This is a genomic window from Streptomyces sp. NPDC046866 (assembly GCF_040704625.1).
Classification (GTDB): Bacteria; Actinomycetota; Actinomycetes; order Streptomycetales; family Streptomycetaceae; genus Streptomyces.
In genome coordinates this window covers 286766-309542 of sequence record NZ_JBEYXN010000001.1, presented here as the reverse complement: position 1 = coordinate 309542, position 22777 = coordinate 286766, and the positions used below count along the sequence as shown (strand labels likewise).

General features: G+C 74.3%; 20 protein-coding genes. 10 read left to right on the top strand and 10 right to left on the bottom strand.

Features of this window, described 5'->3' with window-relative positions; all coding sequences use genetic code 11:
* Positions 1-19 precede the first annotated feature (19 nt).
* On the top strand, positions 20-436 hold the full coding sequence (locus AB0953_RS01460; RefSeq protein ID WP_366857300.1) for a PPOX class F420-dependent oxidoreductase: 417 nt from the start codon (positions 20-22) through the stop codon (positions 434-436).
* A gap of 381 nt (positions 437-817) precedes the next feature.
* Here AB0953_RS01460 and AB0953_RS01455 read toward each other — a convergent pair whose 3' ends face one another.
* The 5 genes from AB0953_RS01455 to pdhA (AB0953_RS01435) all read right to left on the bottom strand — a co-directional run bounded on the left by AB0953_RS01455 (position 818) and on the right by pdhA (AB0953_RS01435) (position 6500).
* On the bottom strand, positions 818-1582 hold the full coding sequence (locus AB0953_RS01455) for a hypothetical protein (protein WP_366857299.1): 765 nt from the start codon (positions 1580-1582) through the stop codon (positions 818-820).
* A gap of 99 nt (positions 1583-1681) precedes the next feature.
* Positions 1682-2365: a GNAT family N-acetyltransferase gene (locus AB0953_RS01450; RefSeq protein WP_366857298.1), complete on the bottom strand. Its 684-nt coding sequence runs from the start codon at positions 2363-2365 to the stop codon at positions 1682-1684.
* 422 nt (positions 2366-2787) lie between these two features.
* Positions 2788-4275: a dihydrolipoamide acetyltransferase family protein gene (locus AB0953_RS01445; protein ID WP_366857663.1), complete on the bottom strand. Its 1488-nt coding sequence runs from the start codon at positions 4273-4275 to the stop codon at positions 2788-2790.
* 30 nt (positions 4276-4305) lie between these two features.
* On the bottom strand, positions 4306-5286 hold the full coding sequence (locus AB0953_RS01440) for an alpha-ketoacid dehydrogenase subunit beta (RefSeq protein ID WP_366857297.1): 981 nt from the start codon (positions 5284-5286) through the stop codon (positions 4306-4308).
* On the bottom strand, positions 5286-6500 hold the full coding sequence (pdhA, locus tag AB0953_RS01435; protein ID WP_362169282.1) for a pyruvate dehydrogenase (acetyl-transferring) E1 component subunit alpha: 1215 nt from the start codon (positions 6498-6500) through the stop codon (positions 5286-5288). Before pdhA (AB0953_RS01435) ends, AB0953_RS01440 begins: the two co-directional genes overlap by 1 nt.
* Positions 6501-6826: 326 nt before the next feature.
* Here pdhA (AB0953_RS01435) and AB0953_RS01430 point away from each other — a divergent pair, with 326 nt between their 5' ends.
* Positions 6827-7489, top strand: coding sequence for a response regulator transcription factor (locus tag AB0953_RS01430; protein ID WP_366857296.1), 663 nt, complete (start codon positions 6827-6829; stop codon positions 7487-7489).
* Between the two features lie 55 nt (positions 7490-7544).
* Here AB0953_RS01430 and AB0953_RS01425 read toward each other — a convergent pair whose 3' ends face one another.
* Complete coding sequence (locus AB0953_RS01425; RefSeq protein ID WP_366857295.1) at positions 7545-9164, bottom strand: protein kinase; 1620 nt, start codon at positions 9162-9164, stop codon at positions 7545-7547.
* A 229-nt stretch (positions 9165-9393) separates the two neighbouring features.
* Here AB0953_RS01425 and AB0953_RS01420 point away from each other — a divergent pair, with 229 nt between their 5' ends.
* The 7 genes from AB0953_RS01420 (at position 9394) to AB0953_RS01390 (ending at position 17271) form a co-directional block, all read left to right on the top strand.
* Positions 9394-11073 carry a protein kinase gene (locus AB0953_RS01420; RefSeq protein WP_366857294.1) on the top strand — a complete coding sequence of 560 codons (1680 nt, stop codon included), beginning with the start codon at positions 9394-9396 and terminating at the stop codon, positions 11071-11073.
* 153 nt (positions 11074-11226) lie between these two features.
* On the top strand, positions 11227-11709 hold the full coding sequence (locus AB0953_RS01415) for a hypothetical protein (protein ID WP_366857293.1): 483 nt from the start codon (positions 11227-11229) through the stop codon (positions 11707-11709).
* Between the two features lie 110 nt (positions 11710-11819).
* Positions 11820-12359 (top strand): bacterial proteasome activator family protein, encoded by a 540-nt coding sequence (locus tag AB0953_RS01410; RefSeq protein WP_366857292.1) that lies wholly within the window; start codon positions 11820-11822, stop codon positions 12357-12359.
* 517 nt (positions 12360-12876) lie between these two features.
* Positions 12877-13818: an NTP transferase domain-containing protein gene (locus tag AB0953_RS01405; protein WP_366857291.1), complete on the top strand. Its 942-nt coding sequence runs from the start codon at positions 12877-12879 to the stop codon at positions 13816-13818.
* Complete coding sequence (locus AB0953_RS01400) at positions 13815-15134, top strand: molybdopterin molybdotransferase MoeA (protein ID WP_366857290.1); 1320 nt, start codon at positions 13815-13817, stop codon at positions 15132-15134. Before AB0953_RS01405 ends, AB0953_RS01400 begins: the two co-directional genes overlap by 4 nt.
* On the top strand, positions 15122-16192 hold the full coding sequence (locus tag AB0953_RS01395) for a potassium channel family protein (protein ID WP_366857289.1): 1071 nt from the start codon (positions 15122-15124) through the stop codon (positions 16190-16192). The genes AB0953_RS01400 and AB0953_RS01395 overlap by 13 nt, the downstream gene beginning before the upstream one ends.
* 101 nt (positions 16193-16293) lie before the next feature.
* Positions 16294-17271, top strand: coding sequence for an NAD(P)H-quinone oxidoreductase (locus AB0953_RS01390; RefSeq protein ID WP_366857288.1), 978 nt, complete (start codon positions 16294-16296; stop codon positions 17269-17271).
* Between the two features lie 7 nt (positions 17272-17278).
* Here the strand turns inward: AB0953_RS01390 and AB0953_RS01385 are convergent, their stop codons facing one another.
* Complete coding sequence (locus tag AB0953_RS01385) at positions 17279-17836, bottom strand: TetR family transcriptional regulator C-terminal domain-containing protein (RefSeq protein ID WP_366857287.1); 558 nt, start codon at positions 17834-17836, stop codon at positions 17279-17281.
* Positions 17837-17937: 101 nt separating this feature from the next.
* On the opposite strand from AB0953_RS01385, the gene AB0953_RS01380 reads away from it, so the two are divergent.
* The gene (locus tag AB0953_RS01380) at positions 17938-19068 is read left to right on the top strand and encodes an FAD-dependent monooxygenase (protein WP_366857286.1); all 1131 of its coding nucleotides are present in this window, start codon (positions 17938-17940) and stop codon (positions 19066-19068) included.
* Between the two features lie 56 nt (positions 19069-19124).
* Here AB0953_RS01380 and AB0953_RS01375 read toward each other — a convergent pair whose 3' ends face one another.
* From AB0953_RS01375 to pdhA (AB0953_RS01365), 3 genes are read right to left on the bottom strand one after another with little or no spacing between them, the layout of a single operon-like run.
* The gene (locus AB0953_RS01375; RefSeq protein ID WP_366857285.1) at positions 19125-20468 is read right to left on the bottom strand and encodes a dihydrolipoamide acetyltransferase family protein; all 1344 of its coding nucleotides are present in this window, start codon (positions 20466-20468) and stop codon (positions 19125-19127) included.
* Positions 20468-21466, bottom strand: coding sequence for an alpha-ketoacid dehydrogenase subunit beta (locus AB0953_RS01370; RefSeq protein WP_366857284.1), 999 nt, complete (start codon positions 21464-21466; stop codon positions 20468-20470). Before AB0953_RS01370 ends, AB0953_RS01375 begins: the two co-directional genes overlap by 1 nt.
* The gene (gene pdhA, locus AB0953_RS01365) at positions 21463-22599 is read right to left on the bottom strand and encodes a pyruvate dehydrogenase (acetyl-transferring) E1 component subunit alpha (protein WP_366857283.1); all 1137 of its coding nucleotides are present in this window, start codon (positions 22597-22599) and stop codon (positions 21463-21465) included. Before pdhA (AB0953_RS01365) ends, AB0953_RS01370 begins: the two co-directional genes overlap by 4 nt.
* Positions 22600-22777: the final 178 nt, after the last annotated feature.

Genomic DNA, 22777 nt, shown 5'->3' with positions numbered 1-22777 from the left:
TCCCACTAGCCTCGGCCGCATGACTCTGGAGCTGAACGACACCGTACGCGGCCTGCTCGACGCCCCGCATCCGGCGGTGCTCTCCACGCTCAATCCCGACGGCAGCCCGCAGAGTTCGGTGGTCTGGGTGTCCCGGGACGGCGGCGAGCTGCTGGTCTCGACCGAACAGGGCCGGCGCAAGGCGCGGAACGTGCTGGCCGACCCGCGCGTCGGGCTGACGGTGTTCGACCTGGCGAACCCCTACCTCTACGCGGAGATCCGCGGCACCGCCACTGTCACCGAGGACGTCGGCCGGGCCGTCGCCGCCCGGATCGCCGAGGAGTACCTCGGTCCCGGCGGAGGCAAGGAGTACCGCGAGGCCCCGGCGCAGGACGTCCGCGTCGTCCTCCGCATCACTCCCACCAAGATCCTCGGCAACGCCGCCCGGGCCGGCTGAGGGGCCTGCGCCGGCCGTCGGCCGTCAGCGCTCGAAGGCGAGGAAGGAGCTCCGCCACGCTGCTGCTGCCGCCGGCCGCCGCGCACGCGGCCAGCATCAGCCGCGCCTCGGCGGCCCCGGTCCGCCGCTGCGGATCCCGCTCCAGCAGCCCCGTCACCGCCGCGCACAGCAGCGCCCCGAGCGACCACAGATCGGACTCCGGGCCGCCGCCGCTGCGCGGAGCCTCAACGCCGGCGCGGCTGATGTCAGCCCGCGCGGCGTTTGAGCGCACCGGGCGCGAAGCGCCCGGATCCGGGTCCGGGCGGAGCCCGGTTTCGGGAAGGGGCGGGGAGGGGACAGGCTCCGCGCAGCGGAACAGCGGCAGCGGCACGGCACGGGCCGTCACGGCAGCAGGGACCGGACCCCCGCCCAGGCCCGGACGGCCTCGACCACCGGGTCCCCCTCCGGCAGCCGCGGCCGCACGGCGGCCATCCCGTCCAACAGGAGCTTGATGCGCCGCAGATGGCGGATCCGGGCCCGCGGCAGCTCCCGCCAGGCCCCCGCCTGCCGGACCGCCTCGGCCGGCGTCAGGTCGATCAGCCCGAGCAGCTCCCGGCACAGCGCCACCGGGTCCCCGCCGGGCCCCGCGCCGAACTCCCGTATGAGGTAGCCCCGTACGCGGGCCAGCTCGGCCGCACGGTCCAGCGGGTCCCATCCCTCCCAGGCGGCCCTGCGTTCGGCGGCCGCCAGCGCCACCCGGCCCCAGCGCAGCCGCACCGCGCCCCGCAGCCCCGCATCCCGCATCCCGCGCGCGGCCATGGCCTGGAGCGCAGCCGGGTGCGGTTCGTCGCCGAGCGGCGGGCCGGTGGCCAGCCAGGCCTCCAGCCCGTCCAGCGCATGCCCGCCGGGCGGCACCGCGGTCAGCACCTGCCCCCGCCCGAGCAGCCCGGCCACGGTCCCGGCCAGGTGCACCCGGGCCGTGTGCCCGGCCCCGCAGAAGGCGACCCGGCTCCCGTACCGCTCGATCCGCCGCAGCCCGAGCCGCAAGTCCCCGGCGGCGTACACCTGCCCGGTCCGGGCGACCCCGCCTATGCACCGCACGAGGCACACGCCGCCCCCGGCGCCGGCCTCCTCGACGGAGTACACCTGCAACGCGGCGATGGACACCCCGGCCCCCCTTCCCCGGCGGGGAGGCTACCGCGCCGCACGCGCACCGGGCAGCCCGGCGGGACGGCGGGACAGCGGGTTCGACGGGACGCCCCGCGCCTACGCGGCGGACTCCATGATCAGCCGGATCTCCGTGACCTCGTAGCCCGCGCGGGCGAAGGCGGCGGCCATCGGGACGTTGGCGGTGTCGGTGGTGGCGGTGATGCGGTCGGCGCCCTCGGCCGCGTGGAAGCGGGTGATCTCGGCCAGGATCTCGTCGATCAGGCCGCGCCCGCGCAGCTCCGGGACGACGCCCAGGTAGCCGACGTTGCGGTAGTACGGCGTCGCCGACGGTACGGCCAGGCCCGCGAGGGTGCCGTCCGGCAGCTCGGCGAGGCGCCACCAGGAGCGCTCGCCGGGGCAGTCGAGGTAGAAGTCCATGTCCGCGCGGGCCAGTTGCTCGGCGTCCGTGGAGCGCAGTTCCTGCTGGGTGTGGAGGTCCAGGCTGCCCTCGGCCAGGCGGGCGAAGGCGTGCAGGTACTCCTCGTCCGTGCCGTCCCGGAAGACCAGCCGGCCGGTGGGACCGGCGGTGCCGGCGGCCGGGGTCCACTCGTAGCGCAGGCGCTCGATCGCGCGGGCCAGGCCCGCCCGCTCGGCGGCCTCCCGGCGCCAGGCGACCGCAGCGACGGCCTCGGGGCGGTCCTTCCAGTCGGCGGGCAGGGACATGTTGTACTCGGGGAGCGCGCCGAACGCCTCGTGCCCGGCGGCCAGCAGCCCGGCCGCGAGGGCCGCCGGGTCGGCCACCGAGGGCCGGACCTGGAGGCAGTCCAGCGCGAGGGGCCGCTCGCTGTCGGCGCGGCCCCACCACAGGGCGCGGGCGAGGACCTCACCGCTCTCGTCCTCGGCGAACCAGGTCCATGCGGGGCGGAGCCGGCGGGCCGCGAGCTCCTCGCGGATCTTCTCGGGGGACAGGGCGGCGACGGGGCCGTCGGCGTCGGCCGGGTAGGCGGCGGCACGGTCCAGGTCGGCGGACCTGCTGTGGCAGGACGGAAGCGCATCCGCCCATGATCAGCAGCGGCGGCCCCTGTGGCCATGGAGTTTCGGCGCCCGCAGGCCGGGGTCGGGCCCGCCTCGCCGGCCCGCCGACCGGTGCCCGCACGCCGACGGCCGGCCCCCCGGAAGGAGGGCCGGCCGTCGGTGTCGTCGTCGGGGCGGTGTGCTGCCCGCTACGACCAGGTGATCAGGCGGCGCGGGTGCTCCAGCACCGCGGCGATGTCGGCCAGGAACTTCGAGCCGAGCTCGCCGTCGATCAGGCGGTGGTCGAACGACAGCGCCAGCGTGGTGACCTGGCGCGGCTTCACCTTGCCCTTGTGGACCCACGGCTGGAGCTTGATCGCGCCGACCGCGAGGATCGCGGACTCGCCGGGGTTGATGATGGGCGTACCGGTGTCGACGCCGAAGACGCCGACGTTGGTGATGGTGATCGTGCCGTTCTGCATGTCCGCCGGGGAGGTCTTGCCCTCGCGGGCCGTGGCCACCAGGGAGGACAGCGACTCCGACAGCTCGCCGAGGGTCTTGGCGTGGGCGTCCTTGATGTTCGGGACGATCAGCCCGCGGGGGGTGGCCGCCGCGATGCCCAGGTTGACGTAGTGCTTGAGCACGATCTCCTGGGCCGCCTCGTCCCAGGACGCGTTGACGTCCGGGTTGCGGCGGATGGCGACCAGGACCGCCTTGGCGATGAGCAGGAGCGGGTTGATGCGGAGCCCGGCGAGGTCCGGGTCCTCCTTGAGCTCCTGGACCAGTTTCATCGTGCGCGTCACGTCGAGGGTGATGAACTCGGTGACGTGCGGCGCGGTGAAGGCGGAGCTGACCATGGCCTGGGCGGTGACCTTGCGGACGCCCTTGACCGGGATACGGGTCTCCCGCGCGCCGGCGTCGGCCGCCGGTGCGGCGGGCACCGCGGCCGGGGCCTCGGCCACGGGGGCCGCCGCGGCGGCCGGTGCCGGGGCCTGCGCCGGAGCGGCGGCCTGCGGGGCGAGTGCGGCCGCGGCGGCGGCGTGCACGTCCTCGCGGGTCACGATGCCGCCCTCGCCGGTGGGCACCACGGAGGCCAGGTCGATCCCCAGGTCCTTGGCGAGCTTGCGCACCGGCGGCTTGGCCAGCGGCCGTTCGCCTCCGGCGGGGGCGTGGCCGGAGCCGTTCAGCGACCCGGGCGCCTGGGCCGGAGCCGGGACGACCGGAGCCGGGACGACCGGAGCCGGGGCAGGGGCCGCCGGGGCAGTCGCAGCCGCCGGGGCCGCCGGGGCCGCCGCAGCCGCGGCCGGCACGGCCTTGCGCGGGCGGCGCTTGGTGGAGGACTGGGCGACGCCGTAGCCGACCAGCACGGGCTGGCGGCCCTCGGGCGCCGGCTCCTCGGCCGGGGCCGGTGCGGCAGCCGGGGCGGCGGCGGCCGGAGCCGCGGCGCCGGCGGCGCCGACGGCCTCGTCGGCTCCCGTACCGGTCTGGACCGAGATGATCACCTGGCCGACGTCGACCGTGGTGCCCTCCTCGAACAGGAGCGCGTGCACGGTGCCGTCGAACGGGATCGGCAGCTCCACGGCCGCCTTCGCCGTCTCGACCTCGCAGACGACCTGCCCGTCGGTGACGGTGTCACCCGGCTGGACGTACCACTTGAGGATCTCGGCCTCGGTGAGGCCCTCGCCCACATCGGGCATCTTGAATTCGCGGATGGTCACGGGGCTCTCCTAGTACGCCAGCGAGCGGTCGACGGCGTCGAGCACCCTGTCCAGACCGGGGAGGTACTCCTCCTCCAGGCGGGCCGGCGGGTAGGGGGCGTGGAAGCCGCCCACGCGCAGCACCGGCGCCTCCAGGTGGTAGAAGCACCGCTCCGTGATGCGAGCGGCGATCTCCGACCCGAGGCCGAGGAAGACCGGGGCCTCGTGGACGACCACGAGCCGGCGGGTCTTCTCGACCGAGGCCTGGAGGCCGTCGAAGTCGACCGGGGACATCGACCGCAGGTCGACGACCTCCACCGACTTGCCCTCCTCGGCCGCCGCGGCCGCCGCCTCCAGGCAGACCTTCACCATCGGGCCGTACGCGGCCAGGGTGATGTCGCTGCCCTCGCGGGCCACGCGAGCCGCGTGCAGGGAGTCCGGGAAGGCCTCGGTGTCGACCTCGCCCTTGTCCCAGTAGCGCCGCTTCGGCTCGAAGAAGATCACCGGGTCGTCGCTGAGGATCGCCTGCTGGAGCATCCAGTAGGCGTCGCTCGCGTTCGACGGCGAGACCACCTTCAGACCCGCGACGTGCGCGAAGAGGGCCTCCGGGGACTCCGAGTGGTGCTCGACCGCGCCGATCGCGCCGCCGTAGGGGATGCGCACGACGACGGGCAGCTTGATCTTGCCCAGCGCGCGGGCGTGCATCTTCGCGAGCTGCGTGACGATCTGGTCGTACGCGGGGAAGACGAACCCGTCGAACTGGATCTCCACGACCGGCCGGTACCCGCGCAGGGCCAGGCCGACGGCCGTGCCGACGATGCCGGACTCGGCGAGCGGGGTGTCGATGACCCGCTCCTCGCCGAAGTCCTTCTGCAGGCCGTCGGTGATGCGGAAGACACCGCCCAGCTTGCCGACGTCCTCGCCCATGATCAGGACCTTGGGGTCCGTCTCCAGGGCCTTGCGCAGCGACTCGTTGAGCGCCTTCGCGATCGACATCTTCTCGACAGCCATCAGTGACCCTCCTCGAAGGACGCGAGGTAGGCGGCGAACTGGGCGCGCTCCTCGTCGACGAGCGCGTGCCCGTCCGCGTAGACGTTCTCGAAGATCGCCATGGTGTCCGGATCGGGCATGGCGCGCACGACCTCGCGCACGCGCTTGCCCAGGGCCTCGCTCTCGGCCTCCAGCTCCTCGAAGAAGGCCTCGTCGGCGCCGCCGCTCGCGAGCAGGTAGGTCTTCAGGCGCAGGATCGGGTCCTTGGACTCCCAGGCCGCCGTCTCCTCGTCGCGCCGGTACTTCGTCGGGTCGTCGGAGGTGGTGTGCGCGCCCATGCGGTACGTGTACGCCTCGACCAGCGTCGGGCCCTCGCCGCGGCGCGCCCGGTCCAGGGCCCAGCGGGTGACCGCGAGGCAGGCCAGGACGTCGTTGCCGTCGACGCGGACGCCGGGGAAGCCGAAGCCCTGCGCGCGCTGGTACAGCGGGACGCGCATCTGGCGCTCGGTCGGCTCGGAGATCGCCCACTGGTTGTTCTGGCAGAAGAACACCACGGGGGAGTTGTAGACGGCCGAGAAGGTGAACGCCTCGGCCACGTCGCCCTGGCTGGAGGCGCCGTCGCCGAAGTAGGCGATGACCGCGGAGTCGGCGCCGTCCTTGGCCACGCCCATGGCGTAGCCGGTCGCGTGCAGCGTCTGCGAGCCGATGACGATCGTGTACAGGTGGAAGTTGTTGCTGTTGGGGTCCCAGCCGCCGTGGTTCACGCCGCGGAACATGCCGAGGAGGTTGGTCGGGTCGACCCCGCGGCACCAGGCCACGCCGTGCTCGCGGTAGGTCGGGAAGACGTAGTCGTCGTCGCGCAGCGCGCGGCCGGAGCCGATCTGGGCGGCCTCCTGGCCCAGCAGGGAGGCCCACAGGCCCAGCTCGCCCTGACGCTGGAGGGCGGTGGCCTCGCCGTCGAAACGGCGGGTCAGCACCATGTCGCGGTAGAGCCCGCGCAGGTCCTCGGTGGTGATGTCCTCGACATAGGACAGGAACTCTGCGTTGTCAGGGTTTTCGGCAGCGCCGACCCGCTCCCCCTCGGGGGTCAGCAGCTGTACGAGCTGGGGCTCGGCGCTCTGCGCGGTGGCGACAGCCTTGGCGGCGGGGGCCTTGGCGGCGCTCGCCGCGCCTGCCGCCCGCTTGGTGCCGCTGCTGCGTCGCGGCTTGCGCGCGGCAGTGCTCTCCACGGTCACGTGTTGCTCCTCCGTCGGTCCGGCTCCCGGGTTCTCCGGGGTCCAGTGCGGCTCACCTGGGTCCGTACCCGCACACGGGGTGGGTGCGCGTCGTGTAGGGATTCAGGCGTGACAGGTGCCCCGGCGACTTGCCCTGCGCAATGCACGTTACCCAGTGCACCGCATAACTGCGAAACCCCACTTGACCTGCGTTTTTGCTTGGATTTCCAAGTAAATCCGCAGAGCCGGGAACAAGCACTGGTCACAGCCTTGCAGGGGGCCGGAACAACGGCACGTTATCCCGGGTAACGACCGCAGGGAAGGGGTGAGTGTGTGAAACTGAGTTCGTGCGCGAAGACGGAAAAATCAAGGTATTCCTCCTGGACGACCACGAAGTGGTACGACGCGGGGTGCATGAGCTCTTGTCGGTCGAAGAGGACATCGAGATCGTCGGCGAGGCGGGTACCGCAGCGGACGCCCTCGTGCGCATCCCCGCCACCCGTCCGGACGTCGCCGTTCTGGACGTGCGCCTCCCCGACGGCAGCGGGGTGGAGGTCTGCCGCGAGGTCCGCTCGCTGCACGAGGACGTCAAGTGCCTGATGCTGACCTCGTTCGCCGACGACGAGGCCCTCTTCGACGCGATCATGGCCGGCGCCTCGGGCTACGTCCTCAAGGCGATCCGGGGCCACGAGCTGCTCGGCGCGGTACGGGACGTGGCGGCCGGCAAGTCGCTGCTGGACCCGGTCGCCACGGCGCGGGTGCTGGAGCGGCTGCGCGACGGCTCCGGCGGCAGGGGCGACGACCGCCTGGCCAACCTGACCGAGCAGGAGCGGAAGATCCTCGATTTGATCGGCGAGGGGCTCACCAACCGCGCCATCGGCGAGCGGCTGCACCTCGCCGAGAAGACCATCAAGAACTACGTGTCGAGCCTGCTGTCGAAGCTGGGCATGGAGCGCCGCTCGCAGGCCGCCGCGTACGTCGCCCGCCTGCAGGCGGAGAGGCGCGCCTGAACTGAACCGGACTTATTAAATCCGGTTATCGGCGCGCCTTCCGCCCGCTATTTCGTCAGTTCGAGTCGCCGAGCGGGTTCGGCGGGTCGACCACTCCGCCCGAGGAGCTTTTCGTCGGCGCCGGGTTGCTCGACTTCGTGGGCGCCGGGCTCGACTTCGTCACCGAGGGCGAGGGGCTGGCCGACGGCGAGGACGACGGCGAGGAGCTCGGCGAGTACTTGCGGGTCGGCGGCGCCGAGAACTCGTCCGTGGAGCGCGAGGAAGACGTCTCGGGCGACGGGGTGTTCTGCTGCGCGGACGGGGCGCTCGGCTGGCCGCTCGAGGAACTCTGCACGGTCGCCGGCTTGTTGCCGTCACTGCCCTTGTGGCTCACCGTTTTGACGGCGTACGCGACACCGCCGGCGATCGCGACGATGGCGAGGACCGCGAACAGCCACAGCTTCCAGCGCCCGCCGCCGCGGTTGTCGTACGCGTCGTAGCCGTCATAGCCCTCGTGCGGGCCGTGCCCGTGCGGCCCCCCGTGGCCCTGGGCCGGGACGCGCCCGTGGCCGTCGTACCCGCCGCCCGGGAAGGCCGAGCCGTCGTCCGGGTTCAGCGGCGGCACCATCGGCTGCTGGAACTGCGAGGTCGAGGCGTGCGCGGAGTAGTCCGGCCGGCCGCCGGGCGGCTGGGCCACCGGCATCGCGGCGGTCGGCGCGGCGCCGCGGCCGTGCGGCAGGGCCATGGTGACCGGGCCGGTGTTCCAGGTACCGGTGTTCGGCCCCTGGTCCTGGAGCATCTGCAGGGCGTACTGGACCAGCCCGCGCATCTCCTCGGCGCTCTGGAACCGGTCGTCCGGGTCCTTGGCGAGGGAGCGCATGACCAGGCCGTCGAGCTCCTGCGGGATGTCGTGGCCCTCCGGCAGCTGCGAGGGCGGCACCGGCACGTCCTGGACGTGCTGGTAGACCACCGACAGCGGGGTCTCGCCGGTGAACGGGGGACGCAGCGCGAGGAGTTCGTACAGCAGGCAGCCGGTGGCGTACAGGTCCGAGCGGTGGTCGACGGCCTTGCCGAGGGCCTGTTCGGGCGAGAGGTACTGCGGGGTGCCCATGACCATGCCGGTCTGGGTCATCGTCGACTGGGCGCCGTGCAGGGCGCGCGCGATGCCGAAGTCCATGACCTTGACCGCGCCGCCGTCGGTGATGATCACGTTCGCCGGCTTGATGTCGCGGTGCACGATGCCGTGCTGGTGCGAGTAGGCGAGCGCCTCCAGCACGCCCGAGACGATGATGAGCGCCTGCTCGGGCCCGGGGGCCTCCGCGCTGATCAGCAGGTCGCGGATGGTGCGGCCCTCGACCAGCTCCATCACGATGTACGGGACGGTGCTCTGGCCGACCGTGTCCTCGCCGGAGTCGTACACGGCGACGACGGCATGGTGGTTGAGCCCGGCGACCGACTGGGCCTCGCGCGTGAAGCGGGCCTTGGAGACCGGGTCCTCGGCGAGGTCGGGGCGCAGCAGCTTCACGGCCACCGTGCGGCCGAGCCGGACGTCCTCGGCGGCGAAGACCTCCGCCATGCCGCCGCGGCCCAGGCGGTGGGTCAGCCGGTAGCGGCCGTCGCCGACGAGTCCGCCGGCCCCCCAGTGCTCAGGACTCTCTGCCATCCCGGCGCCGTTTCCCTCGGGTTCGGGTGCCATGAGTCCTCGCCGTCGTCTCTCTCGGCCGCCGCTGAGCGGTAGGTCCTTTTCGGGTGCTCCGATGAACGCTACAGCCTCCGAACAGGTCGCCGTTCGGACAATGGCTCGCGGTGGCCCGGTGGTCACGGAACGGGCACCTGGCTTGACGTGTCCTTGCGCTCCGGCAGACTGGGCCCCAAATGCGCTCAGCCAGACGCGTACGGACACACCCCGAGGGGAAGCAACAGTCATGAGCCAGGACGGCACTCAGGGCCAGTACGCAGGCGGCTCTCTGGCCGGTGGCCGTTACCAGCTAAGGGACTTGCTGGGCGCGGGCGGCATGGCGTCGGTGTACTTGGCGTACGACTCGGCGCTCGACCGGCAGGTCGCCATCAAGACCCTGCACAGCGACCTCGGACGCGAACAGTCCTTCCGCGAGCGGTTCCGCCGCGAGGCCCAGGCTGTAGCGAAACTGTCGCACACGAACATCGTCTCGGTCTTCGACACCGGTGAGGGCGAGGTCACGTTCCCGGGCGGCGGGGGCGACGCGGCGGTCATGCCGTACATCGTCATGGAGTACGTGGAGGGCCAGCCGCTCGGCTCCGTCCTGGAGGCGGACATCCGCCAGTACGGGGCGATGCCGGCCGACAAGGCGCTGAAGGTGACGGCCGACGTGCTGGCCGCGCTGGAGACCAGCCACGAGATGGGCCTGGTCCACCGCGACATCAAGCCCGGCAACGTCATGATGACCAAGCGCGGCGTGGTCAAGGTGATGGACTTCGGCATCGCCCGCGCCATGCAGTCCGGCGTCACCTCCATGACGCAGACCGGCATGGTCGTCGGCACCCCGCAGTACCTCTCGCCCGAGCAGGCCCTCGGGCGGCAGGTCGACGCCCGCTCCGACCTGTACTCCGTCGGCATCATGCTGTTCCAGCTGTTGACGGGCCGGATCCCCTTCGACGCCGACTCGCCGCTCGCCATCGCGTACGCCCACGTGCAGGAGGAGCCGGTCGCCCCCTCGACCATCAACCGGTCGATCACCCCGGCGATGGACGCGCTGGTCGCGCGGGCCCTGAAGAAGAACCCGAACGAGCGCTTCCCCACCGCGGCCGCGATGCGCGACGAGATCGCCCGGGTGATGTCCGCCGGCCAGACCGGTGCGCCGGCCATCGTCCCCGGCGTGCACATCGGCGGCAGCGGCGCGGGCGTGGGCTCGGCCGTGTTCCCGCCGCTGGACTCCGGCTTCCAGGGGGCCGCGCCGGCCGGGACGGTGCAGCAGCCCTACACGCCGGCCGGGTACGCGCCGACGCCGCCGCCGATGGCGCAGACCCACCCGCAGCAGGGCGGCTACGCCTACCCGCCGCAGGCCCCGGCCCAGCAGGGGTACGCGCCGACGCCGCCGCCGTTCGCGGCGCAGGGCGCGGCCGCGGCCGGCTCGGGCGGTGCGGGCGGCGGGAGCAGCCGGAAGAACATGCCGGTGGTCGTGGGTGCGATCGCGGTGGCGCTGGTTGCCGTCGGCGGCCTGATCTACGCCATCTCCGGCAGCGGGGACGACGAGGGCGGCAAGGACTCCGGCAACCAGGCGAAGCAGCAGACGACGGGCGGCCAGGCGGCCAACCCGTCCGCCTCCAAGCCCAGCCACAAGGGCCCGGACATCACCCGCACGATCGACCCGGCGAAGTGCAAGGAGCCGTACAAGGACTACAGCGACGCGTCCAAGGTCCAGGCGCCCGACTTCCGCTACAAGAACGTCCGCTCGGTGAAGGAGTGCATCCAGGCGGCGGGCTGGCGCTACAAGGTCGAGAAGAAGGACGAGGCGGTCTACGGGGAGGACACGGTGCTCTCGCAGACCCCGGAGCCCGGCAGCAAGATCGACAAGGGTGGCAGCCCCGAGTTCACCCTCATCGTCTCCACCGGCGACCCCCAGTAGCAGGCCGCGCGGAGGGCCGGCGGAGAGCCGGCGTACGGCCCTTTGCGCGAACCATGATCCCGGGCCACCCCTATGAGGCGCCCGGGATGCCTGTTTTGCCCCACCATGTGAACCTGAGCGGGAGATCGCCCGCTCGGGACGGGAGGGGCACCCGTGAATCGACGCCTGCGCGCGCGGCGCCTGCTGGCCGCGATGGCGCTGGCCGCCGCGGCCCTGTCTCCCGCCGCCTCCGGAGCGGCCGCGTCCACGGCGCGGCCGCACGCCGCGGGCCGGGCCGTCGCGGAGGACGAGGCACCCGTACCCGAGGAGGAGTACGAGGAGCTCGCCGGCAGCGTCCCCGGCGCCGGGCGGGAGCGGCCCGGACGCCCCGCCGCCGAGCCGGCGGCCGAGCCCGCCGACCCGGACGGGGCCGTGCTCGCCTCCCGCCCCTACCCCGTACGCCGCCACCCCCGGCCCGTCGGCCCGCCGCCGGCCCGGCCGAGCCACCGCCCGCCGCACTCGGTCACCGCCTTCAGCACCGAGCCGAACGAGCGGGCCGCCGACCTCGCCGCCCACCTGCTGCCGCTGGGCACCGGATTCGCCCTGATGGGCCTCGGCCTCGGCTACCTCGGCGTCCGGCTGCGCCGCGGCGGCTGAGCGGTCCGGCCGGGCGACGCTCACGGAGCGTTGCCGGCCGCGCACAGGGTGGATCACGCCCGTACGGGGGCACACCGAGTGAGTACGAGGTGTGCGAGAGAATGGCCGGCATGGAGATGCCGAGGAGTGAACGGTCGCAGGACAGTCCCCCGCACGTCCTGATCGTGGGACAGGACGGGATGGCGGTCGGCGGCGCCGATGACGAGTCGCGCGAGGTCCCAGTGACGGAAATGGTCGAACAGCCCGCCAAGGTCATGCGGATCGGCAGCATGATCAAGCAACTTCTCGAAGAGGTCCGTGCGGCGCCTCTGGACGAGGCCAGCCGGGTCCGTCTCAAGGACATCCACGCCGCCTCGGTGAAGGAGTTGGAGGACGGCCTGGCTCCCGAGCTCGTCGAGGAACTGGAGCGGCTCTCCCTGCCGTTCACCGAGGAGGCCGTCCCGTCCGAGGCGGAACTTCGGATCGCCCAGGCCCAGTTGGTGGGCTGGCTGGAAGGCCTGTTCCACGGCATCCAGACCGCCCTGTTCGCCCAGCAGATGGCGGCGCGGGCCCAGTTGGAGCAGATGCGCCGCGCCCTGCCCCCCGGCGCCCCGAACGACGACGACGATGACGGCCCCCACGGCGCAGTCCGCTCGGGCCCGTACCTGTAAACCCCCAGGCGGGGCCACCCGCCCCGCCCCTCCCCCTCCCCGACCCACCCACCCGGCGCTTGAGGCACGGCTCCCGGGGGCGAAGCCCACACCACGCCCCCGGCCGCCTCTCCAGCCCCCGCCGGCGTGTGAGGCGCGGGGCCGGGGGCGGAGCCCCGAACCACCCCCGCCCCCTCCACCCCGACCGGCACCCACCCAGCCCCGCCGGAACCACCCACCCGCCCGGAACCACCCAGCCCCGCCGGACCACCCAGCCCGGCCGGAGCCACCCACCCCGCCCGGAACCACCCAGCCCCGCCGGCGTTTGAGGCGCGGGGCCCGGGGCGGAGCCCCGAACCGCGAAGCCCCGCCGCCTCTCCAGCCCCGCCGGCGCGCAGCGCCCGGTCGGCGGGGTCCGGGGCGCAGCCCCGGGATACGGAGAAAGGGCGGGGCGGGGAGAAGCTCCGCGCAGCGGCCGCACCCACCCCCGGCAAATCCGCCTCCCCGCAGGGAACATGCTCCGCGCATACTCAAGGGCATGACCTACGACGCGATCGTCCTCGCCGGCGGCGCCGCCCGCCGCCTCGGCGGGGCGGACAAGCCCGGCCTGAGCGTAGGCGGCCGCACCCTCCTCGACCGCGTCCTCGACGCCTGCCCCGACGCCGCCGCCACCGTCGTGGTCGGAGACCGCCGGCCCACCGCCCGACCGGTCCGCTGGACGCGGGAGGACCCGCCCGGCGCGGGCCCCGTGGCCGCCCTCGCCGCGGGCCTGCGGCAGACCACCGCCGAGCTGGTCCTCGTCCTCTCCGCCGACCTCCCCTTCCTCGACCGGGCCACCGTCCGAGCCCTCCTGACGGCCCCCACCACCCCCGCCACCCCCGCCACCCCCGACGGCGCCCTGCTCCGCGACCCCGCGGGCCGCGACCAGCCCCTGGTAGCCGCCTACCGCACCGAGCCCCTGCGCCGCGAAATCGCCCTCCTCGCCGCCGAACACGGCACGCTGACCGGCCTGCCGCTGCGCGCCCTCACCGCCGAGCTGGAGCTGGCCCACGTGACCGATACTGCGCCACTCGCCTCCTTCGACTGCGACACCTGGGACGATCTCGCATCCGCCCGCGCCAGGATCAGGGAGCATGGAAACGTGCTGGACCAATGGATCACCGCTGCCAAGTCCGAGCTGGGCATCGACGTCGACGTGGACGTCAAGACCCTGCTCGACCTCGCCCGTGACGCCGCCCACGGCGTCGCCCGGCCCGCCGCCCCGCTGACCACCTTCCTGGTCGGCTACGCGGCCGCCCGCGCCGAGGCCGCCGGGGCCGATCCGGCCGCCGCCGTCGCCGAGGCCTCCCGCAAGGCCGCCGGCCTGGCCCTGCGCTGGGCCGCCGAGGCCGAGGCCGACTCCGAAGCCAAGGCCGACTCGGAAGCCGGATCCGAGCCCGGATCCGAAGGCGGCCCCTCCGCGGAGAACGGTCCGGGATGACCCCCACCGACGCAGATCCCGCCCTCAAGGCTCTCGACGAGGCCCTCGCGCTGGTCAGCCGGCCCCCCGCGGGGGAAGGCCCCGGCGCGGGCGGTGCCCCCGGCGGGCACCGCGCCGCCGCCTGGCCGCGGGCCCGGGAGGCCGCTGCCCGCGCCGGCTCGGGGATCCGGCCGCGCACCCACTGCGTTCCGCTGGCCGACGCCCTCGGCGAGGTGCTGGAGCAGCCCCTCGAAGCCCTCACCGACCTGCCGTCCTTCGACACCTCGGCCATGGACGGCTGGGCCGTCGCCGGCCCCGGCCCGTGGAGCGTCCGCCCCGGCGGCGGCGTCCTCGCCGGCTCGGACCGGCCCGAGCCGCTCCGCGACGGCGAGGCCGTACGGATCGCCACCGGCGCCCGGATCCCCGCCGACACCACCGCGGTGCTCCGCAGCGAGCACTCCCGCGAGGCCGGCACCCAGCTGTACGCCGACCGGCCCGTCCAGACCGGCCAGGACATCCGCCCGCGCGGCCAGGAGTGCCGCTCCGGCGACCTGCTGCTGCCCGCGGGGTCCCTGGTGACGCCGGCCGTCCTGGGCCTCGCCGCGGCCGCCGGGTACGACGAGCTCGCCACCCGCCCCCGGCCCCGCGTGGAGGTCCTGGTCCTCGGCGACGAGCTGCTGACCGAGGGCCGCCCCCGCGAGGGCCTGATCCGCGACGCCCTGAGCCCCATGCTCGGGCCGTGGCTGGACCGGCTCGGCGCCGAGGTCACCGGCACCCGCCGGATCGGCGACGACCCGGCCGGGGCGGCCGCCCTGCTGGAGGCCGTCACCGGCTCCGACGCCGACGTGGTCATCACCACCGGCGGCACCGCCTCCGGCCCCGTCGACCACGTCCACCCGGTCCTCGCCGAGGCCGGCGCCGAGCTCCTGGTCGACGGCGTCGCCGTCCGCCCCGGGCACCCCATGCTGCTCGCCCGGCTCGGCACCCGCACCGACGGCCGCCACCTGGTCGGGCTGCCCGGGAACCCGCTCGCCGCCGTCTCCGGCCTGCTGACGCTCGCCGAGCCGCTGCTGCGGGCCCTCGCCGGCCGCCGCCAGCGCCCCCGGTACGCCGTCCCCGTCCAGGGCGATGTCCCGGGCCATCCGCACGACACCCGCCTCGTGCCCGTCCTGCTGACCGACGAGCACGCCGTACCGCTGCGCTACCACGGGCCGGCGATGCTGCGCGGGGTCGCCGCCGCCGATGCGCTGGCCGTCGTACCGCCGGGCGGGGCGCGCTCGGGGCAGGACCTGGAGGTCCTGGACCTTCCGTGGGTCTCGGGAGGATGTTTCACGTGAAACTCCACGGCCAGGACGCGATGGCACGCGGCGCCGAGGAGAAGCTCGTCCCCCACCGCGTGACCCTGCCCGGCCGGGTGGTGGAACGGCCCCTGAAGCAGGTCGGCAAACGGCTGCTGCTGGCCCTGCTCGTCCTGGCCCTGACGGTCCTGATCGTGTGGCTCGACCGCGAGGGCTACCACGACAACGCCGACGGCAGCGTCGATTTCGTCGACGCCCTGTACTACGCCACGGTGACCCTCTCGACCACCGGCTACGGCGACGTCGTCCCGTACAGCGACAGCGCACGGCTGGTCAACGTCCTGCTGATCACGCCGCTGCGGATCGTCTTCCTGATCATCCTGGTGGGGACCACCCTGGAAGTCCTGACCGAGAAGACCAGGGAAGAGTGGCGGCTGAACCGCTGGAGGAAGAGCGTGCGCGAACACACGGTCGTCGTCGGCTTCGGGACCAAGGGCCGCTCGGCCCTCCAGACCCTGCTGTCCACGGGCCTGCCCAAGGAGCAGGTGGTGATCGTCGACCCCAGCTCCAAGGTGATCGAGGCGGCGAGCCTGGAGGGGTTCGCCGGCGTCGTGGGGGACGCCACCCGCTCCGAGGTCCTGCTCAGCGCCGAGCTCCAGAGGGCCCGTCAGGTGATCATCGCCACCCAGCGGGACGACACGGCGGTCCTGGTCACGCTGACGGCGCGCCAGCTCAACCGCGGCGCGAAGATCGTGGCGGCGGTCCGCGAGGAGGAGAACGCCCCGCTGCTGCGCCAGTCGGGCGCGGACGCGGTCATCACGAGCGCGAGCGCGGCGGGCCGGCTGCTGGGCCTGTCGGTCCTGAGCCCCAGCGCGGGCACGGTCATGGAGGACCTGATCCACCAGGGCACCGGGCTGGACCTCGTCGAACGGCCCGTGAGGAAGTCCGAGGCGGGCAGGAGCGTGCGGGAGACCGAGGACCTGGTGGTGAGCGTGCTGCGCGGCCACCGCCTGCTGCCGTACGACGACCCGCACGCGAGCCCGCTCCAGCTGACGGACCGTCTCATCACCATCGTGCGGGCCGCGCCGCCCGCCTAGACCGACTCCACGGCCTCGCCGCCGACGGCGCTCGGACGTCCTCCTGGACGCGGCCGCCCGAGTCGGCCTGCCCGGGCCGCCGTTGGCGTACGCTCCGGGCCATGCATGCGATCACCATCGATCAGCCCGGCGGCCCCGAGGCCCTCGTCTGGGCCGAGGCACCCGACCCGGTGGCCGGCGAGGGCGAGGTCCTCGTCGACGTCGCCGCGAGCGCCGTGAACCGCGCCGACCTCCTGCAGCGGCAGGGGTTCTACGATCCGCCGCCCGGCGCCTCCCCGCACCCCGGTCTGGAGTGCTCCGGGCGGATCTCCGCCGTCGGCCCGGGAGTGTCGGGCTGGGCGGTCGGCGACGAGGTGTGCGCGCTGCTGAGCGGCGGCGGGTACGCGCAGAAGGTCGCGGTCCCGGCGGGCCAGCTGCTGCCGGTCCCGGCGGGCGTGGACCTGGTGACGGCAGCGGCCCTGCCCGAGGTGGCGTGCACGGTGTGGTCGAACCTGTTCATGGTGGCCCACGTGCGCCCCGGTGAGACGGTTCTCGTGCACGGCGGCTCCAGCGGCATCGGCACGATGGCGATCCAGCTCGCCAAGGCCGTCGGCGCGACGGTCGCGGTGACGGCCGGCGGGCCGGAGAAGCTGGCCCGCTGCAAGGAGCTCGGCGCGGACGTCCTGATCGACTACCGCGAGCAGGACTTCGTGGCGGAGCTGAAGGCCGCGACGGGCGGCGCGGGCGCGGACGTGATCCTGGACATCATCGGCGCGAAGTACCTGGCCCGGAACGTGGACGCCCTGGCCGTGAACGGGCGGCTCGTGGTGATCGGGATGCAGGGCGGGGTGAAGGCCGAACTGAACCTCGCCACCCTGCTGGCGAAGCGGGCGGCCATCGCGGCGACCACGCTGCGGGCCCGGCCGCTGCGGGAGAAGGCGGCGATCGTCGCGGCCGTGCGGGAGCACGTGTGGCCGCTCGTGGAGGCGGCCCGGGTCAAGCCCGTGGTCCACAGCGTCCTGCCGATGCAGGAGGCCGCCGAGGCCCACCGGCTGGTCGAGTCGTCCACCCACGTGGGCAAGGTGCTGCTGGCCCTGTGAGCGGCGGTCACCTGAGGGCCGCGGCCACCAGCCCCTCCAGGGCCTCGGCGGGCACCTCGGTGCCCGCCACCAGGTGGTCGAGGACCAGGCCGTCCACGCAGGACAGCAGCGCGTGCGTACGGGCGTCCGGGTCGGGGACGCCCCGGGCGGCCAGGAAGGCCCGTACGCGCTCCCGGCCGGCGTTCTCGCGCGGCACCAGGATCTCGCGCAGCTCCGGATCCCGGACGCTCTCCAGCGCGCAGGCGTAGCGGGCGAGCGAGCGCCGGCGCCCCTCGCCCGTCAGCCGGGCCCGCGCCAGCGCGCCCAGGCCGTCGACCAGTTCGGCGGACGTGCGCAGCGGCGGCGTGCGCTCCCCGGCCGCCTGCAGCTCGGCCTGGTCGCGGGCCACGAGGCGGCGTACGAGGGCGGTCAGCAGGGCGGCGCGGGTCCGGAAGTAGGCCGAGGTGGTGCCGGCGGGCAGGGCGGCCGCCCGGTCCACGGCGCGGTGGGTCAGCCCGCGCATCCCCGCCTCGGCGAGGACCTCGATGGCGGCATCGGCCAGGACGGTGCGTCGTTCTTCACTCACCCCCCATTTCTACACCTGTAGAAGCCTGGGAGTAGGGTGCACCCGACGGCTTCTACATCTGTAGAAACCCCGGAGGCACCCGGGGAGACTGGGGGACGGTCATGAACGGCACCGCTCTGGTGATCGGGGGCGGCATCGGCGGGCTCGCCGCCGCCATCGGACTGCACCGCACCGGCTGGGAGGTGACCGTCCTGGAGCGGTCCGCCGTCCCCGACGACGCGGGCGCCGGCATCTCGCTCGCCGCCAACGGCATCCGGGCCCTGGACGTGCTGGGCCTGGGTCCGGCCGTCCGCGGGGCCGCCCGGCCCCAGTACACCGGCGGCACCCGCACGCCCGAGGGGCGGTGGCTGTCCCGGATGGACGGCGCCGCCCTGGAACGCGCCCTCGGCACCCCCATGGCCGGCATCCCCCGCGCGGACCTGCACCGCCTGCTGCGCGCAGCCCTCCCGCCGGGCGCTCTGCGCACGGGCGTGACGGGCTCGCTCGAAGCGGCGCGGGCCGCTGCCGATGTGGTGGTCGCCGCCGACGGGGTGCGCAGCGGCATCCGCGCGCAGCTCTTCCCCGAGCACCCGGGGCCCGCCTACAGCGGCTCCACCGTCCTGCGCGCCATCACCGCCGGGCCGGTCCGCCTCGACACCGACTTCGAGCTGACCTGGGGCCCCGGCGCGGAGTTCGGGCACATCGCCTTCGCCGACGGCCGGGCGGAATGGCACGCCGTGCTGGCGGCCCCCGCGGGCCTGCGCCACGCGGACCCGCTCGCCGCGCTCGGGCGGCGCTTCGGGCACTGGCACGGGCCGGCCGCCCGCCTCCTGGCGGCGACCCGCCCGGCGGACGTCCTGCACCACGACGTCCACGAGCTGCGGACCCCGCTGCCGCGCTTCACCGCCGGCCGGGTGGCCCTCCTCGGGGACGCCGCGCACGCGATGACCCCGAACCTGGGCCAGGGCGCCTGCCAGGCTCTGGAGGACGCGGTCACCCTGGCCGCGGAACTGGCCGCGGGCCCCGACGTGGAGACGGCGCTGGCCCGCTACGACGCCGTGCGCCGGCCGCGGGCCCAGGCCGTGGCCCGCGCGGCCCGGCAGGCCGGCCGGCTGGGCCACCGGCTGGCGCACCCTGCGGCCGTCGCCCTGCGCAACGGGGCCCTGCGGCTGGCGCCTTCCGCGGCGACGGTCCGGGCCGTTCTGCGCCACGCGGACTGGACCCCGCCGCGGCTGCCGGCCCGGGCGCGCTGACCCGCGCCCGGACCGGCAGTGACCGCGGCGGGGCGGACCACCGGGCCGTGAGCGGCCTACAGGGTGCGCAGCAGGACGGCCGGGGACTCCACGCAGTCCGCCACGTACCGCAGGAAGCCGCCCGCCGTGCCCCCGTCGCAGACCCGGTGGTCGAACGTCAGGGAGAGCTGGACGACCTGGCGCACCGCCAGCTCGCCCCGGTGCACCCAGGGCTTGGGCGTGATCCGTCCCACGCCGAGCATCGCCGCCTCGGGGTGGTTGATGATCGGCGTGGAGCCGTCGACCCCGAAGACCCCGTAGTTGTTCAGAGTGAACGTCCCGCCGGTCAGGTCCGAGGGCGCCAGCTTCCCGGTCCGGGCGAGCTCCGTCAGCCGCGCGAACTCCGCCGTCAGCGACTCCGGGTTGCGCGTCTGCGCGTCCCGGACCACCGGCACGACCAGTCCGCGCTCGGTCTGCGCGGCGAAGCCCAGGTGCACGGCCGGCAGCCGCACGATCTCCTTCGCCGCCAGGTCCACGGTCGAGTTCAGCTCGGGGAAGCGCGCGAGCGCCGCCGTGCAGATCCGGGCCAGCAGCGCCAGCACGGAGATCTTCGGGCCGCCGGCGGCGTTCATCGCCGCCCGCGCCGCCATCAGCTCGGTCGCATCGGCGTCGACCCAGCACGTGGCGTCCGGGATCTCCCGGCGGCTGCGCGAGAGCTTGTCGGCGACCGCGCCGCGCAGCCCCTTGAGCGGGATCCGCTCGGCACCGGCCGGAGCGGCGGGCGCCGCAGGCGCCGCCGGAGCCGGAGCTGCGGCCGGGGCCGCGGGCGCCTCGATCGCCGCCGTGACGTCCGCCCGAAGGATCAGGCCCTCGGGTCCCGAACCGCGCAGGGCGCGCAGGTCGATCCCGTGGTCCCGGGCCAGCTTGCGCACGAGCGGCGAGATGACCGGCACGGGGCCGGTGTGCACCACCGCGGCCGGCGCGGGAGCCGGCACCGGCACGGGAGCGGGGGCGGGGGCGGGAGCAGGAGCCGCCGCGGAGGCGGGTCGCACCCGCCTCCGACGCGCCGTGCGCGAGTGGTCCGTCCCGTAGCCGACCAGGACGTTGCCCGAGCCGGAAGCCTCCGGCTCCGCCCCGGCCGCACCCGCGCCCGCGTCCGCGCCTGCACCCGCACTCACGCCCACCGCCACCGTGATCAGCGGTGCTCCGACGGGGAGTTCCGTGCCCTCCTCCCCGAAGCGGGCGGTGACCACACCGCCGTAGGGGCACGGCACTTCCACCATCGCCTTGGCCGTCTCGACCTCGACCACCGGCTGGTCGACGGCGACGACGTCGCCGACCGCCACCAGCCAGCGGACGATCTCGGCCTCGGTCAGTCCCTCCCCGAGGTCGGGGAGCTTGAACTCCATTACCTGCGGCATCAGTTCTCCCACTGCAGGCGGGCCACGGTGTCCAGGATCCGGTCCACGCCGGGCAGGTGGTGCTTCTCCAGCATCGGCGGCGGGTACGGGATGTCGAAGCCCGTCACCCGCAGCACCGGCGCCTCCAGGTGGTGGAAGCACTTCTCCTGGATGCGGGCGACGAGCTCGGCGCCCGGTCCGCCGAAGCCGTTCGCCTCGTGGACCACCACCGCGCGCCCGGTCCGGCGTACGGAGGCCATGACGGTCTCCTCGTCGAGCGGCACCAGCGAGCGCAGGTCCACGACCTCCAGGTCCCAGCCCTCCTCGCGGGCCGCCTCGGCCGCCTCCAGGCACACCGGCAGCGAGGGCCCGTACGTGATCAGCGTCGCGCTCGTGCCCGTGCGCCGCACCAGGGCCTTGCCGATGCCCGGCACCTCCGCCGGGGCCTCGGGGTTCCACTCGGCCTTCGACCAGTACAGCCGCTTCGGCTCCAGGAAGATCACCGGGTCGTCGCTCGCGATCGACGCGCGCAGCAGCCCGTAAGCGTCCTCGACGGTCGCCGGGGTCACCACGTGCAGGCCGGGCGTGGCGATGTAGTACGCCTCGGAGGAGTCGCTGTGGTGCTCCACGCCGCCGATGCCGCCGCCGTACGGCACGCGGATGGTGATCGGCAGGGGCATCGCGCCGCGCGTGCGGTTGCGCATCTTCGCCACGTGCGAGATGAGCTGCTCGAACGCCGGGTAGGCGAACGCGTCGAACTGCATCTCCACGACCGGCCGCAGCCCGTACATGGCCATGCCGACCGCGGTGCCGAGGATGCTGGCCTCCGCGAGCGGGGTGTCCGTGCAGCGGTCCTCGCCGAACTCCTTCGCCAGGCCGTCCGTGATGCGGAAGACGCCGCCGAGGGTGCCGACGTCCTCGCCCATGACGTGCACGGTCGGGTCCGCGGCCATCGCATCGCGCATGGCCCGGTTCAGGGCCTGCGCCATCGTCGCGGGCTTCGCCGCCACCGTCGTCACGACTGCTCCTCCGCTTCGAGCTCGGCCCGCAGCATGTCCGCCTGCTCGCGCAGCCGGCCGGTCTGCTCCGCGTAGACGTGCTCGAACAGGTCCATCGGGTTCAGGACGGGGTCGGCGTTCATCCGCTCGCGCAGGGCCGCGGCCATCTGCTCGGCCGCCTCCTTCGCCGCCTCGATGCCCTGCTCGTCCAGGATCCCGCGCGCGGTCAGCTCGCGCTCCAGCAGTTCCACCGGGTCGTGCGCCTTCCATGCCTCGACCTCGGAGTCCCCGCGGTAGCGGGTCGCGTCGTCGGCGTTCGTGTGGGCCTCGATGCGGTACGTGACCGCCTCGATCAGGGTGGGTCCGCCGCCGGACCGGGCCCGCCGGACCGCCTCGGACAGCACCTCGTGCACGGCGGCGATGTCGTTGCCGTCGACGAGGCGGCCGGGCATCCCGTACCCGACGGCCTTGTGGGCCAGGGTGGGGGCGGCGGTCTGCTTGGACAGCGGGACGGAGATGGCGAAGCCGTTGTTCTGGACGAGGAAGACCACCGGGGCCTGCCAGACGGCCGCGAAGTTCAGCGCCTCGTGGAAGTCGCCCTCGCTGGTGCCGCCGTCGCCGACCATGGCCAGGGCCACCACGTCGTCGCCGCGCAGCCGCGCCGCGTGCGCCAGGCCCACCGCGTGCGGCAGCTGGGTCGCGAGCGGGGTGCTCAGCGGGGCGATCCGGTGCTCGCGGGGGTCGTAGCCGGTGTGCCAGTCGCCGCGCAGCAGCGTCAGCGCCTGGACGGGGTCCAGGCCGCGCGCCACGGCCGCCAGGGTGTCGCGGTAGCTCGGGAAGAGCCAGTCCTGCTCCTCCAGCACGAGGGCGGCCGCGATCTCGCAGGCCTCCTGCCCGACCGTGGAGGGGTAGACGGCGAGCCGGCCCTGCCGGGTGAGGGCGGTGGCCTGGGCGTTGTAGCGGCGGCCGCGCACCAGTTCGGCGTGGCAGCGGCGCATCAGCTCGGGGTCGAGCTTCTCGGCGGCCGGCGTGCCCAGTACCCGGTACGGCTCGGGGTCCGGGAGCAGCGGCGCGGCATCCGTACGGGGGCTCCAGGCGGGCGGCGGGGTGGATCGGTGGGACGCACCGGCGCCGGGCAGCTCTTGGACCGTCATGGCGGCGTACACCTCCTCTTGGGAAGCGGGCAGACGGCAGCCCCGGTTGTGAGGCGCCTCACCAACCGATTGTTCGGTCGATGGCGCAATTTGGCTACAGGCACCTCCAGGCTGTGGACAAAGTGGCGCCGGGGCCCTGGGATGGGTGCAGGACGTCCAGGACAGGGAGGCAGTGGGC

What these genes read in the sequence shown, in the direction of transcription:
- AB0953_RS01420 (WP_366857294.1), top strand. Translation starts at nt 9,394, where the DNA reads ATGAGCCAGGACGGCACTCAGGGCCAGTACGCAGGCGGCTCTCTGGCC.
- AB0953_RS01395 (WP_366857289.1), top strand. Translation starts at nt 15,122, where the DNA reads ATGTTTCACGTGAAACTCCACGGCCAGGACGCGATGGCACGCGGCGCC.
- AB0953_RS01445 (WP_366857663.1), bottom strand. Translation starts at nt 4,275, where the DNA reads ATGCCCGATGTGGGCGAGGGCCTCACCGAGGCCGAGATCCTCAAGTGG.
- AB0953_RS01375 (WP_366857285.1), bottom strand. Translation starts at nt 20,468, where the DNA reads ATGCCGCAGGTAATGGAGTTCAAGCTCCCCGACCTCGGGGAGGGACTG.
- pdhA (WP_366857283.1), bottom strand. Translation starts at nt 22,599, where the DNA reads ATGACGGTCCAAGAGCTGCCCGGCGCCGGTGCGTCCCACCGATCCACC.
- AB0953_RS01410 (WP_366857292.1), top strand. Translation starts at nt 11,820, where the DNA reads ATGGAGATGCCGAGGAGTGAACGGTCGCAGGACAGTCCCCCGCACGTC.
- AB0953_RS01460 (WP_366857300.1), top strand. Translation starts at nt 20, where the DNA reads ATGACTCTGGAGCTGAACGACACCGTACGCGGCCTGCTCGACGCCCCG.
- AB0953_RS01400 (WP_366857290.1), top strand. Translation starts at nt 13,815, where the DNA reads ATGACCCCCACCGACGCAGATCCCGCCCTCAAGGCTCTCGACGAGGCC.
- AB0953_RS01440 (WP_366857297.1), bottom strand. Translation starts at nt 5,286, where the DNA reads ATGGCTGTCGAGAAGATGTCGATCGCGAAGGCGCTCAACGAGTCGCTG.
- AB0953_RS01425 (WP_366857295.1), bottom strand. Translation starts at nt 9,164, where the DNA reads ATGGCACCCGAACCCGAGGGAAACGGCGCCGGGATGGCAGAGAGTCCT.
- AB0953_RS01380 (WP_366857286.1), top strand. Translation starts at nt 17,938, where the DNA reads ATGAACGGCACCGCTCTGGTGATCGGGGGCGGCATCGGCGGGCTCGCC.
- AB0953_RS01405 (WP_366857291.1), top strand. Translation starts at nt 12,877, where the DNA reads ATGACCTACGACGCGATCGTCCTCGCCGGCGGCGCCGCCCGCCGCCTC.
- AB0953_RS01390 (WP_366857288.1), top strand. Translation starts at nt 16,294, where the DNA reads ATGCATGCGATCACCATCGATCAGCCCGGCGGCCCCGAGGCCCTCGTC.